At 67.9% G+C, this 12,488-nt stretch carries 15 protein-coding genes and 1 pseudogene; 8 read left to right on the top strand and 8 right to left on the bottom strand.

Features of this window, described 5'->3' with window-relative positions; translation table 11 throughout:
- The first annotated feature begins 27 nt into the window (after window positions 1–27).
- The 3 genes from metX (at window position 28) to metW (ending at window position 2,828) form a co-directional block, all read left to right on the top strand.
- A complete protein-coding gene (metX, locus tag IAI58_RS06650) occupies window positions 28–1,212 on the top strand; it encodes a homoserine O-acetyltransferase MetX (protein WP_207445016.1) in 1,185 nt (394 codons plus the stop codon).
- Window positions 1,213–1,348: 136 nt separating this feature from the next.
- On the top strand, window positions 1,349–2,044 hold the full coding sequence (locus IAI58_RS06655) for a hypothetical protein (protein WP_208776039.1): 696 nt from the start codon (window positions 1,349–1,351) through the stop codon (window positions 2,042–2,044).
- Between the two features lie 181 nt (window positions 2,045–2,225).
- Entirely contained in the window at window positions 2,226–2,828 is a 603-nt protein-coding gene (metW, locus tag IAI58_RS06660) for a methionine biosynthesis protein MetW (RefSeq protein ID WP_207445251.1), read from the top strand.
- A gap of 19 nt (window positions 2,829–2,847) precedes the next feature.
- Here the strand turns inward: metW and IAI58_RS06665 are convergent, their stop codons facing one another.
- A complete protein-coding gene (locus IAI58_RS06665) occupies window positions 2,848–3,036 on the bottom strand; it encodes a soj family protein (RefSeq protein ID WP_207445014.1) in 189 nt (62 codons plus the stop codon).
- A gap of 81 nt (window positions 3,037–3,117) precedes the next feature.
- A complete protein-coding gene (locus IAI58_RS06670) occupies window positions 3,118–3,324 on the bottom strand; it encodes a hypothetical protein (protein WP_207445013.1) in 207 nt (68 codons plus the stop codon).
- A gap of 179 nt (window positions 3,325–3,503) precedes the next feature.
- On the opposite strand from IAI58_RS06670, the gene IAI58_RS06675 reads away from it, so the two are divergent.
- Window positions 3,504–4,523 (top strand): amino acid ABC transporter substrate-binding protein, encoded by a 1,020-nt coding sequence (locus tag IAI58_RS06675; RefSeq protein ID WP_207445012.1) that lies wholly within the window; start codon window positions 3,504–3,506, stop codon window positions 4,521–4,523.
- Between the two features lie 47 nt (window positions 4,524–4,570).
- On the top strand, window positions 4,571–5,293 hold the full coding sequence (gene phbB, locus IAI58_RS06680) for an acetoacetyl-CoA reductase (protein WP_207445011.1): 723 nt from the start codon (window positions 4,571–4,573) through the stop codon (window positions 5,291–5,293).
- Window positions 5,294–5,342: 49 nt separating this feature from the next.
- Here the strand turns inward: phbB and IAI58_RS06685 are convergent, their stop codons facing one another.
- Window positions 5,343–5,705: a phage holin family protein gene (locus IAI58_RS06685; RefSeq protein WP_207445010.1), complete on the bottom strand. Its 363-nt coding sequence runs from the start codon at window positions 5,703–5,705 to the stop codon at window positions 5,343–5,345.
- Between the two features lie 63 nt (window positions 5,706–5,768).
- Between IAI58_RS06685 and yddG the strand changes: the two genes are divergently transcribed.
- On the top strand, window positions 5,769–6,644 hold the full coding sequence (gene yddG, locus IAI58_RS06690) for an aromatic amino acid exporter YddG (protein ID WP_207445009.1): 876 nt from the start codon (window positions 5,769–5,771) through the stop codon (window positions 6,642–6,644).
- Window positions 6,645–6,743: 99 nt separating this feature from the next.
- Here the strand turns inward: yddG and IAI58_RS06695 are convergent, their stop codons facing one another.
- The 4 genes and pseudogenes from IAI58_RS06695 to IAI58_RS06710 form a co-directional block, all read right to left on the bottom strand.
- Window positions 6,744–7,481: a DUF2076 domain-containing protein gene (locus IAI58_RS06695; protein WP_207445008.1), complete on the bottom strand. Its 738-nt coding sequence runs from the start codon at window positions 7,479–7,481 to the stop codon at window positions 6,744–6,746.
- A 143-nt stretch (window positions 7,482–7,624) separates the two neighbouring features.
- A complete protein-coding gene (locus tag IAI58_RS06700; protein ID WP_207445007.1) occupies window positions 7,625–8,056 on the bottom strand; it encodes a CoA-binding protein in 432 nt (143 codons plus the stop codon).
- A gap of 7 nt (window positions 8,057–8,063) precedes the next feature.
- Entirely contained in the window at window positions 8,064–8,534 is a 471-nt protein-coding gene (locus IAI58_RS06705) for a PepSY domain-containing protein (RefSeq protein ID WP_207445006.1), read from the bottom strand.
- A gap of 94 nt (window positions 8,535–8,628) precedes the next feature.
- A pseudogene (locus IAI58_RS06710) lies at window positions 8,629–9,727 on the bottom strand (S-(hydroxymethyl)glutathione dehydrogenase/class III alcohol dehydrogenase).
- A gap of 80 nt (window positions 9,728–9,807) precedes the next feature.
- Here IAI58_RS06710 and IAI58_RS06715 point away from each other — a divergent pair.
- Together IAI58_RS06715 and IAI58_RS06720 are read left to right on the top strand one after the other, a co-directional pair.
- A complete protein-coding gene (locus IAI58_RS06715) occupies window positions 9,808–10,629 on the top strand; it encodes a S49 family peptidase (RefSeq protein WP_207448090.1) in 822 nt (273 codons plus the stop codon).
- A gap of 70 nt (window positions 10,630–10,699) precedes the next feature.
- Entirely contained in the window at window positions 10,700–11,944 is a 1,245-nt protein-coding gene (locus IAI58_RS06720) for an aminopeptidase (RefSeq protein WP_207448091.1), read from the top strand.
- Window positions 11,945–11,960: 16 nt separating this feature from the next.
- On the opposite strand, the gene IAI58_RS06725 is transcribed toward IAI58_RS06720, so the two are convergent.
- A complete protein-coding gene (locus tag IAI58_RS06725) occupies window positions 11,961–12,386 on the bottom strand; it encodes a ketosteroid isomerase-related protein (protein ID WP_207448092.1) in 426 nt (141 codons plus the stop codon).
- Window positions 12,387–12,488: the final 102 nt, after the last annotated feature.

A 12,488-nucleotide genomic window follows, 5' to 3' on the forward strand; every position in this document is an offset into this window, starting at 1 on the left:
CCCGGCGATCCTATTCAGTAGGAAGGCATGACCCACTCTCCCGCGTCCCAGACCGATCAGAAGCCCGCCTTCTCCGCCGAACCCACGGCGGCGCTGCGTCATCAGGGCGTCACCTTCCCCGACGGGTTGGCGCTGGACTGCGGCGCCGTCATCGCGCCCCTGACGGTCGCCTACCGTACCTATGGCACGCTGAACGAGGCGCGGAGCAACGCGATCCTGATCTGCCACGCCCTGACCGGCGACCAGTATGTAGCGGAGCCCAGCCCCGTGACCGGCAAGCCCGGCTGGTGGGAGGCGGTGGTGGGGCCGGGCAGGCCGGTGGATACCGACCGCTTCTTCGTCATCTGCGCCAATGTCCTGGGGGGCTGCATGGGCAGCAGCGGACCCCGGGAGATGATGGTGGATGCCGAGGGCAGGACCCGCCCCTGGGGCACCGATTTCCCCAGCATCACCATCCGCGACATGGTGCGGGCGCAGAAGCGGCTGGTGGATCACCTCGGCATCCCGCGCCTGCTGGCGGTGATCGGCGGTTCGATGGGCGGTATGCAGGTGCTGGAATGGGCGGCGGACTTCCCGGAGATGGTCTTCGCGGCCGCGCCCATCGCCACCGCACCGCATCACAGCGCGCAGAACATCGCCTTCCATGAGGTCGGCCGCGCCGCCATCCATTCCGATCCGGACTGGAAGGGCGGCCGCTACTGGGAGGATGGGCGCATCCCCGCGCGCGGCCTCTCCGTCGCGCGGATGGTGGCGCATATCACCTACCTCTCGGAGCAGGCGCTGAGCCGGAAATTCGGCCGCCGGCTGCGTGGCGCATCGGCTCTGACCTTCCTAGAGGATGTTTTCGAGGTCGAGAGCTATCTTCGCCACCAGGGCAGCACCTTCGTCCGCCGCTTCGACGCCAACAGCTATCTCACCATCACCCGCGCCATGGATTACTTCGACCTGGCGGCGGAGCATGGCGGCAACCTGGCGGCGGCCTTCCGCGGCACGCGCACGCGCTTCTTCGTCGCGAGCTTCGACAGCGACTGGCTCTTCCCCACCAGCGAGAGCCGCGCCCTGGTGCGGGCGCTGAACGCCGCCGCCGCGAATGTCTCCTTTGTCGAGATCGCCTCGGACAAGGGGCATGACGCTTTCCTGCTGGACGAGCCGGAATTCCACGCGGCGCTGGGCGGCTTCCTGCGCGGGGCGGCGGAACGGGCCTCGGCATAAGCAACGCAGGCGTTACCGTTTGTTGAAAACCAAGTAACCTTGTCGGCGTTCTACCGTCACAACGAACGGTACGCGCCACCTCCGTCTTCCGGGACCGGCGCGTCAGCCGAATCAAGGACGGAGAAATCAGATGTCCATGAAGAATGCTCTGGCTGCTGCTGCTGCCGTGCTGGCGGTAGGTGTGGCCTCGCCAGCCTTCGCCCAAGGTGGCGCCAATAGCGGATCCGGCGGCGATACCAATATCGAGAATTTCGAGCGCCAGTCGCCGCATGCGCCTCCTACCAACAACGGTATTCCGCAGATCATCGACAATCGGGACGGGTCGCCGGTGATCCGCTACCGCGGCCCGCAAGGCCCTGGCATGCAGGAGGGTGGCATACCCCGCATCGTCGATAATCGCGGGGGCGACCCAGTGATTTCCTATGGCGGCCAGCCGGTCCCCGGGGACACCAATGACAGCAGCGGCATGCAGACCGGCGTGACGGGCGCCCGCAACCCTGGCATGCAGGGTGGCGCCATGAACCAGCGCGGCATGCAGGGCGGGGCCATGCAGAACGGGGCCATGCAGAACGGGGCCATGCAGAGCTCCATGGGCTTTTCCGCCCAGGTCCAGCCGCTGCTGAGCCGTGCCCGCACCGCGCTGCAGCGCGGCCAGTACAGCACCGCGGCCTCGACGCTGGAGCGGGCCGAGACGGAGATGCTGAACAGCGGCGTGCAGGGCACCGACCAGACCCTCCGCATGGTGAGCGAGGCACGCTCCGCTGCCTATAAGCGCGACCGGAGCAGCGCGCTCCAGGCGCTGAATTCGGCGATGCAGCAGACCGGCGGCTGACGCGGCCGGCGGTTATTTCCCAGTGAGGCGGGAAGGGCGGGCCGGATGGCCCGCCCTTTTTCCACGCCCGCCGTCAGGGCCTCGCCCAGCCGCGCTCAGGCAGGTATAGGACGGGAATCTCCGCAGCCGGATTGCATCGCCCGTGCCCGATACCAGCCCCATCCGCTATGTCGCCAAGAATATGCGGCTCGATCTGCGGCTGATCGCGGAGATGATTCCGCCTGGCGCGCGGGTGCTGGATATCGGCTGCGGCGACGGCGCCTTGCTGGAGCACCTGACGCGGGAGAAGGGCGCCGATGCCCGCGGCATCGAGATCGACATGGCCCAGGCCACCGCCGCCGTGGCGCAGGGCCTGGCCGTGATCCATGGCGATGCCGATAACGACCTCGCCTTCTATCCGGATGGCGCATTCGACTATGTCGTGCTCTCCCGCACGCTGCATGCGGTGGAGAAGCCGCGCGAGGTGCTGCGGCAGATGCTGCGTATCGGCCGTCATGCCATCGTCTCCTTCCCCAATTTCGGGCATTGGGAAGTGCGGCTGAAGCTGCTGCTGACCGGCCGCATGCCGATGACGGAAACCTGGGGCCGTCCCTGGCACGAGACGCCGAATATCCACCCCTGCACCATGCTGGACTTCTTCGACCTCTGCGAGGCCGATGGCTATACGATCGAACGCTGGCTGGCGGTGGATGAACGGGGGCTGAAGGCGCCGTGGAAGCGGTCGGTGTGGCTGGCCAACCTGTTCGGCGAGCAGGCGCTGTTCCAGCTCCGCCGCGCCGGCTGAACCGGCGCCGCTCCTGGCCTCAGGCCGCCATCCGGCGGGCCGCGGCGTCGCGCACCAGGGCGTTGATGGCCTGGGCCACCAGCGCCGCGGCATCTTCCGAGCCCATCTCGATGCAGCAGCGTTCCGCGTGGCCCAGCAGGCGCAGCACGGAGGAAAGATCACGACGGGCCTGCTCGGTCCAGAGGACCGCGGCGATCGGGGTGTCCATGGGATTCACCGGTGACAGATATCGGGGTGGGCGGCGGATTATACGAATCCGCCTGTGACAGCCAGCAAAATCCGTAACTTGTCAGCTATTGTCCAAGGTCACGCTCAGGTTCCCGAAATTGCTGCCGTCCAACGTGAGCGACAGCAGGGTCAGGGCCTCGGCCACATGGCGCGCGGCATCCTTCGCGCCCATGGCGCGGCATTCCGACTCAATATAGCCGAGCATGAGCAGCAGGGCGCTCCGGTCGATGCGTTGCTGCTGATCTTCAGGGAAGCAACTGTCCGCCATGGACGTCTCTCCCCGGCGGACCGTGCCGCCGTATCATGAAACGGTTATAATTAACATCACGCTTTTGTGATCTAGGCTTTGCCTCAAAGAATCGCAAGAGCATTCTCCGGCCCGAAGGGCATAGCCAGGACGCGGGGCTGGTCATAGCCTGGGACATGAATTGCCGGGGACCCACCGCGATGCGCCTGCTGCCGATTCTCCTGACTCTGCTTCCGTCTCTCGCGACTATGCAGCCGGCCCTGGCAGGGCCGACGCTGGAAGGGGTCAGGGCGCGTGGCGAACTGGTCTGCGGCGTCAATACCGGTGTCGCCGGCTTCTCCGCGCCGGATGCGAAGGGTGAATTCCAGGGGCTGGACGCCGATTTCTGCCGCGCCATCGCCGCCGCCACCCTGGGCGACGCCGCCAAGGCCCGCTTCATGCCGACGACCTATCAGACCCGTTTCGTCGCGCTGCAATCGGGCGAGGTGGACGTGCTGGCACGCAATGTCACGCAGACGCTGAGCCGAGATACCGCGCTGGGCTTCAACATGGCCGGCGTGAACTTCTATGACGGCCAGGGCTTCATGGTGCCGAAGGCCTCCGGCATCCTGGCGGCGAAGCAACTGGACGGCGCCACCGTCTGCGTCCTGCCCGGCTCCACCAGCGAGTTGAACCTGGGAGACTGGTCGCGGCGGGAGAAGATCCAGGTGCAGCCGGTGGTGCTCAGCTCGATGGATGAGATGACGGCCGCCTACCAGTCAGGCCGCTGCGATTCCATGACGACCGATGCCTCACAGCTCGCGGCGCTGCGTGTCTCGGCGCTGCGCGCGCCGGCGGACCATGTGATCCTGCCCGAGCGTATCAGCAAGGAGCCGCTGGGCCCGATGGTCCGGCACGGGGACGAGCAGTGGCGCGACATCGTCTTCTGGACCCTCTCCGCCATGATTGAGGCTGAGGAGATGGGCATCACCCGGGCCAATGTCGTGGAGATGAAGGCCAGCACCGACCCCAATATCCAGCGGCTGCTAGGCGTCACCCCCGGCTTCGGCAAGGCGCTGGGCCTGCCGGAGGACTGGGCTTTCCAGGTGATCCGCCAGGTCGGTAACTACGGCGAGAGCTTCGCGCGCCATCTGGGCGATGGTTCTGCCATCGGATTGGAACGAGGTCATAATAACCTCTGGACGCGTGGCGGATTGATGTACGCACTGCCGCTCCGCTGATCCGGACGTGGCGGCAACAACAAGAGGCTGAAAAGGAGGCTATCGCTATGGCACGACTGGCCCTGGTTACTGGCGGGCAGCGCGGCATCGGTGCCGCTATCAGCGAGGAATTGCTGAAGGCAGGCCGCAGGGTGATCGCCTCCTATGCCGGCAATGACGCGGCGGCGGCGGAGTTCACCAGCCGCACGGGCATCCCGACCATCAAGTTCGACGTGTCTGACTTCGAGTCCTGCAAGGTGGCGATGGAGAAGATCGAGGCCGAGCATGGCCCGGTCGAGATCCTGGTCAATAATGCCGGGATCACGCGCGACGGCACCATGAAGCGGATGGACCGCGGGATGTGGGATGCCGTGATCGATACCAATCTCGGCTCCTGCTTCAACCTGGCCAAGCTGGTCTGGGATGGGATGAACGCGCGGAAGTTCGGCCGCATCGTCAATATCGGCTCGATCAACGGCCAGGCTGGTCAATATGGCCAGGTAAACTACGCCGCCGCCAAGTCCGGCATCCACGGCTTCACCAAGGCCCTGGCTCAGGAAGGCGCGCGCTTCAACATCACCGTCAATGCCATCGCCCCTGGCTATGTGGATACGGAGATGGTGCGGGCGGTGCCGGAGGACGTGCTGCAGAAGATCATCGCCCGCATCCCGGTCGGGCGTCTCGGACATGCGGTGGACATCGCGCGCGGTGTCTGCTTCCTGACCGCCGATGATGCCGGTTTCATCACCGGCTCCACCCTCTCCATCAATGGCGGCCAGCACATGTATTGATACGAGGCCGGCTGGCGCGGGTGGTGTCCTGCCACCCGCGCCGGCGATTTCAGCGGGTCGCGGCCTGATCGGAACGGTCGCCGATGGCGCGGCTGGCGGCCCAGGACACCAGCCAGACGATGATGGCGCCCATGAAGGCCGCCCAGAAGCCGGAGACGCGCATGCCCGGCATCAGGCCGGCCGTGATCGCGAACATGAGGGCATTCACCACCAGGGTGAAGAGCCCCAGCGTGATGACGGTCAGCGGCAGCGACAGCAGCGCGATCACGGGGCGGATCAGCGCGTTCACCAGCCCGAAAACGATGGCGGCGATGAAAAGATTGATAGGGCCCGTGAAGCTGATGCCGGAAATCAGCAGTTCGGCGACCCAGAAGGCAACAGCGGTGATGAGGGTGCGGACGAGGAAGCCCATGGCGGAAACCCCTTTGTGGCTCTCCGCTCAATGCTCCGCTCGTGGTAAGGTTGCCATGCCGGCATGACACGACATGATATCGCCGGCTGCGGTGCCCTTCTGCTCTGGGCCTTCCTGGGGGTTTTGGCACGGATGGCGGCCGGAATCCCGCCCTTGCAACTGACGGCGATGGGCATGGCCGTGGGGGGTGGGCTTGCCCTGGCCGTGGTGGTGGCGCAGGGGCGGCTATCATGCCTGCGGCAGGGCGGGCTGGCCTGGGCGCATGGCGTCGGCGGGCTCTTCGGCTACCACGCGCTGTATTTCGCCGCCCTGGCCCTGGCGCCGGCGGTGGAGGCCAACCTCCTGAACTATCTCTGGCCGCTGCTGATCGTGCTGCTTTCGGCACCGCTGCTGGGGATGCGCCTGGGCATGGCGCGGCTGGCAGGGGTGGCGCTGGGCCTGTCCGGCTGCGCGCTGTTGCTGGGCAATGGCGCCGGCTTCCCGGTGGGCGCGCTGCCCGGCTTCCTCTGCGCGGCGGCGGGGGCGCTGGTCTGGGCACTCTATTCCGTCACGGCCCGGCGCATGTCCGGTATCCCGACCGAGGCGGTGGCCGGCTTCTGCCTGGGCGCGGCGCTGCTGGCCGGACTGGCGCATCTGGCCTTCGAGCAGACGGTGCTGCCCGATGCGCGGCAGGGCCTGGCGGTGCTGCTGCTGGGGCTCGGGCCGCTGGGGGCCGCCTTCTTCCTGTGGGATGCCGGGATGAAGCGGGGAGACCCGCGCCTGCTGGGCGTATTGGCCTATGCCGTGCCGGTGGCCTCCACCCTGCTGTTGCTGGCGGCGGGGGAGGGAACGGCGGGCTGGCGGGTGCTGGCCGCGGCGCTGCTGGTGACCGGCGGCGGCCTGCTGGCGGCCTGGGGTGGCGGGCAGGGCCGGCACGCGGCCCCCGCCGCCGTCTCCTAGAACGGAACCCGGCCAGGTGGAACTGGCCTGGCCGGGTCGGGATACACGCTAAACAAGACGCTATGGCGGATGAGGCAGGCCAGGCGGCCTGCCGCCGCTTCAGATGTCCTCGTCGAAGCCCGCGTCGTCGAAGCCACCATCGGCGGCCGCGTCATTGCCCCAGTTACCGGCGCCATCGGTCGGCGCGGCATCCTGGTAACCGGTATCCTGCGCCGGATCGGTCCAGGGGCTGGAAGCGGGCACCGCCTCCTGCGCGAAGTCGCCGGCAGCGCCGGCGGCGCTCGTCGCCGCCTCGGCCGCGCCGCCGGAGAACATGCCCATCAGCGCATTGCCCAGCACCATGCCGCCAGCCACGCCGGCCGCGGTGGTCAGGGCGGAGCCGAGGAAGCTGGGGCCACGCCCGGCCTGCATCATGCCGGGGCTGGAGCCCATGGGCGGCTGGATCGGCTCGGGGCGCGGCGTCATCGGCGCCGGGCGCTGCTGCCCGCCGCCGAACATCCCGCCGAACAGCCCGCCTCGGCTCTGCTGCGACGCCTGGGCCTGGCGCTGGGTGTTCTCCAGCTGCCATTCCAGTTCCTGGATGCGGTTCTGCGCCTGGACCAGCGCGTGCTCCTGCACGAAGGCGGTCTGGGTCAGGCGGTAGCGCGCTTCCGGATAACGGGCGAACAGGTCACCAATCAGCTGGTCGGCCTCCGGATCGACCGGCGGCAGCGGCGGGCGGGACTGGACGGCAGGCACGCTGCTGCCACCCCAGGGAGACGCGGCCTGCTGGGGAGCGGCCACACCCGCCATGCGCTCGACAAAGGCGGAAATGATGCGGCGTTCTTCTTCGGTCATGTCCCATCCCCTCGCGGGGCCTTTCCAGGCAAATTTCGATTCGCGGCGGATCAGGGTATCCGCCCCGCATCCCGGCACTTGGCGCAGCGCGTGGCTGACTTCAAGCGGAGATTAAATCCCAGCAATCTTTTGTTAAGATAAAGCTAGGCGCTCATCGCCATGCCAAGCCGCCGCCACTCGATCAGCGGGCAGCGGTCCATCACCACGATCAGGCCCGCATCCCGGGCACGGGCCGCGGCCTCGGGGTGAATGATGCCCAGCTGCATCCAGACGCAGCGGGCACCCAGGCGGATGGCCTCATCCACCACCGGCCCCACTTCCTCGCTGCGGCGGAAGATATCCACCATGTCCAGCGGCGTGGCCTCGGCCAGCGAAGGCGCCACGACCGAGCCGTGCAGCACCTGCCCCGCCAGACCTGGATTGACCGGCGTCACGTCGAAACCCCGGTCCACCAGGAAGGCCGCCACGCCGAAGGACGGACGCGAAGGATTGGCGGAAGCCCCCACTACCGCGATCCGCCGCGTGTTCATCAGCAGGGCCCGGATGGCCTCGTCACTCATTCCATCGGCGGACATGCGTGAATCAGCCCTCCCGGTCGCGATGCAGGATACGCAGGGTTTCGGGTGCCAGCGTCAGGTCGTAGCGGCTGCCATCCGCGCGCGTCGCATTTTCGATCTTCCACAAACCGTCGTCCAGTTTCGCCGTCTCATAACGCTCGAAACCCTCGCGCTTCAGCACCTCGCCGATGCGGGCGGCTTCCTCGATATTGGCCAGCCGGTTCTCCGTGCTCCGGGGGATGATGGCGTAGTCGTCCGGCGTCACGCGCACGTCGCGGCGGGTTCCATCAGGGGCCACGGCATCGTCCACTTCCCAGAGGCCGTCATCCATCTCGATCCCGCGCCAGTCGCGGTAGCCCTGGGCGCGCAGCACTTCGGAGATGCGGCTGGCCTCGGCTTCAGTGGGGCGGCGGTCGGCGCCGTATGCAGCGGGAACCAGGGCGGGGACGGCCAGAAGGGCGAGGGCGAGACCTGCCGCGGCCATAGGGTTCTTCATCAGGGCGCCTCCGTGCTTCGGCTCATGCACGGTAGGAACTTGGCGCGGCGGGGAAGGTTCCCCGCCGCCGCCCTGGCCCGCGTCAGTCCCAGTCTTAGTAGATGACGACGCCGCGGATGCTCTCGCCGCGGGTCATGAGGTCGAAGCCCTCGTTGATCTGCTCGAGCGGCATGGTGTGGGTGATCAGGTCGTCGATGTTGATCTTGCCGTCCATATACCAGTCGACGATCTTCGGCACGTCGGTGCGGCCGCGCGCGCCGCCGAAGGCCGAGCCGATCCAGCGCCGCCCGTCACTAGCTGGAAGGGCCGCGTGTGATCTCCTTGCCCGCCTCGGCCACGCCGATGATTGGTCGAGACGCCCCAGCCCTTGTGGCAGCATTCCAGCGCCTGGCGCATCAGCGTGGTATTGCCGACGCATTCGAAGGAATAATCCGCGCCGCCTCCGGTCAGCTCCACCAGATGGCCGACCAGGTCGCCTGGATCTCCTTCGGGTTGACGAAGTGGGTCATTGCCGAACCTGCGCCATCGCCTCGCGCCCGGGGTTGATGTCGACGCCGACGATCATGTTGGCGCCCATCCTGGCACCTGGATGACGTTCAGGCCGATGCCGCCCAGGCCGAACACCACCACATTGGCGCAGCCTCCACCTTGGCCGTGAAGATCACCGCGCCGATGCCGGTGGTGACGCCGCAGCCGATGTAGCAGACTTTGTCGAAGGGCGCGTCCTCGCGGATCTTGGCCACCGCGATCTCCGGCAGCACCGTGTAGTTCGAGAAGGTGCTGGTGCCCATGTAGTGGTGCAGCGGCTTGCCGTTGCAGGAGAGCGGCTGGTGCCGTCGGCATCTGCCCGGCCCCTGCGTGACACGGATCTTCTGGCACAGGTTGGTCTTGCGGCTCAGGCAGTAGTCGCATTCCCGGCATTCCGGCGTGTAGAGCGGAATGACATGGTCGCCCTTGCGCAGGCTCTTCACCCCCGGGCCGACATCGACCACCACGCCCGCGCCCTCATGCCCGAGGATGGCCGGGAAGATCCCCTCCGGATCGGCACCCGAGAGCGTATACTTGTCAGTGTGGCACAGCCCGGTGGCCTTCACCTCCACCAGCACCTCGCCCTCCCGCGGCCCTTCCAGGTCCACTTCCTCGATCGAAAGCGGCTGGCCCGCCTCCCAGGCAACCGCGGCGCGTGTCTTCATTGCAAGGAAACTCCCAGGGGCTGTCGGCCGCATCACTGCCATGGCTTGTCCAGGGCGGGAAGGGTGGACATCTCTGCTCCATGCGCATTCCCTTTCTCTCCCGCCAGCCCCGCGTCGCCATCGTGCGGCTGGCGGGCGTCATCGCCGCCCGGGGCGGCCCCGTGGGCGGCCCCGCCCTCAATATCGAGCATCTCGGTCCCATCCTGGACCGCGCCTTCGCCCTGAAGCGGCTGGCGGGGGTCGTGCTGCTCATCAACTCGCCCGGCGGCTCGCCCGTGCAGTCGGCACTGATCGGCGCCCGCATCCGCCGGCTGGCGGAGGAGAAGAAGGTGCCCGTGATCGCCTGCGTCGAGGATGCGGCGGCCTCCGGCGGCTACTGGCTGGCCTGCGCGGCGGATGAGATCGTGGCCGATGGCGCCAGCATCGTCGGCAGCATCGGCGTGATTTCCTCCAGCTTCGGCTTGCAGGACCTGATGGAACGCTGGGGCGTGGAGCGGCGGCTGACCACGGCGGGCGGCCAGAAATCCTTCCTCGACCCCTTCCGCCCGGTGGATCCCGAGCAGCAGGCACGGCTGGAGGAACTGCTCTCCTCCATCCATCGCGAGTTCAAGGATTGGGTGCGGTCCCGGCGCGGCACCAGGCTGACGGCGGCCGAGGATGAGCTTTTCACCGGCCGCTTTTGGACGGGGCGGGAGGCGCTGCCGCTGGGGCTGGTGGATCGCCTGGGCGAAGTCTCCTCGGAGATCCGCCGCCGGTTCGGGGAGAAGGTGCGGGTGGTGCGCTTCGGCGCCCGCAAGCCGCCGCTGCCGATGCGGCTGCTGGGCGGCGGCGCGGCGCTGGCGCTGGACCATGCCGCCAGCCTGGCCGAGGAACGCGCGGCCTGGAGCCGTGTCGGCCTCTAGGCCCCGGTCTTGACACCGCCCCATGCTGGGGCGGCAATCCCCGCAGCAGTTTCCAAGGAGTGCGAAGGCCATGGACACCCATATTCCAGGCACGGATACGCGGCTCGACAAGCTGGCCGAGATCGCGGTGCGCGTCGGCCTGAACCTGGGCGAGGGCCAGGAGCTGGTGATGACCGCCGGCCTCGACAGCCTGCCGCTGGCCCGCAAGATCACCGAGGCCGCCTACAAGGCCGGCGCCTCCCTGGTCACCACCATCTTCGCGGACGACCAATCCGCCCTGGCCCGCTACAAATACGCGCGGGATGAGAGCTTCGACGTGGCACCCGTCTGGATGTACGAGGGCATGGCCGCCGCCTATCGCTCGGGTGCCGCGCGGCTGGCCATCGTGGGCGACGACCCCAACCTGCTGGCCGGCCAGGACCCCGAGAAGATCGCCCGCGCCAACCGCGCGCGTTCCAAGGCCTACCGACCGGCGCTGGAGCTGATCACGGCCTCCGCCATCAACTGGTCGCTGGTGCCCTTCGCCAATGCCGCCTGGGCGCGCAGCGTCTTCCCGGATGTGCCGGAGGATGTGGCGGTGGCCAGACTGTGGGACGCCATCTTCGCCGCCACGCGCGCCGACCGCCCGGACCCCGAGGCCGCCTGGGCCGAGCACAACGCCACCCTGATGGCCAAGCGCAAGATCCTGACGGAGCGCAACTTCCGCGCCCTGCGCTTCCAGGGCCCGGGCACCGACCTGAAGGTGGGGCTGGCCGATGGCCATGCCTGGATGGGCGGCATTTCCACGGCCAAGAATGGCATTTCCTCCAACCCGAATATCCCGACGGAGGAGGTCTTCACCACGCCGCATGCGGCAATGACGGAAGGCACCGTCTCCGCCACCAAGCCGCTGGCGCATGGCGGCACGCTGATCCGCGATATCCGCGTGCGCTTCGAGGGCGGCCGCGTGGTCGAGGCCCATGCCAGCGCGGGCGAGGAGGTGCTGCGGAAGATGATCGGCACCGACGAGGGCGCCCGGCGCCTGGGCGAGGTGGCGCTGGTGCCGCATTCCTCGCCGATCGCGCAGAGCGGGCTGCTCTTCTTCAACACGCTCTTCGACGAGAACGCCGCCAGCCATATCGCCCTGGGCCAGGCCTATAAGAAGTGCTTCGTGAACGCCAAGACGCTGACGGATGAGCAGTTCACGGCGGCCGGCGGCAATTCCAGCCTGATCCATGTGGACTGGATGATCGGCTCGGCCGAAGTGGATGTGGATGGCCTGGACGTGGCGGGGAATGCCACGCCCGTCATGCGCAAGGGCGAATGGGCGCTCTGAGCCGGGAAGGGGGCGCTCAGCCCCCGACCTGCGCCACCCAGTCCGCCAGGTTGTAGTAGTTGGTGACGCGGGCGATACGGCCGTCCCGCAGCTCGAAGAAGGCGCCGGCGGGCAGGATGTAGGTCTGCCCCCGCGCCTCCGGCAGCCCTTCATCGGTGGCCAGATAGGTGCCGTGCACCGTGAACTCCGCCGCGCCGCGCCGGCCATCGGCGCTGACCATCACCACGATGTCGCGCAGTTCTTCCCGGTAATGGGCGTTCATGCGGGCCATGAAGGCGCGGAAGGCGGGCAGGCCGGTCTCGCGCGTGCCCTGGTTGATGTCATGCGCCACATCATCGGTCAGCAGGGCCAGCATGCCCTCGGCATCGCCGGCATTGAAGGCCGCGTAGTAGCGGCGGATCAGTTCTTCGGCCGCAGCCTGGGCAGTGCTGGTGGCGGACATGCGCGGGGGTGCCTTCCTTGCCGGTCTGTGGGTCGACCCTTATGGTGCGCCGCACGGCACGGCCGCAAGCCCGGGACGGCCGCTCAAACAGTGCCGGAGGGC

This window comes from Roseomonas marmotae, assembly GCF_017654485.1.
Lineage (GTDB): Bacteria > Pseudomonadota > Alphaproteobacteria > Acetobacterales > Acetobacteraceae > Pseudoroseomonas > Pseudoroseomonas marmotae.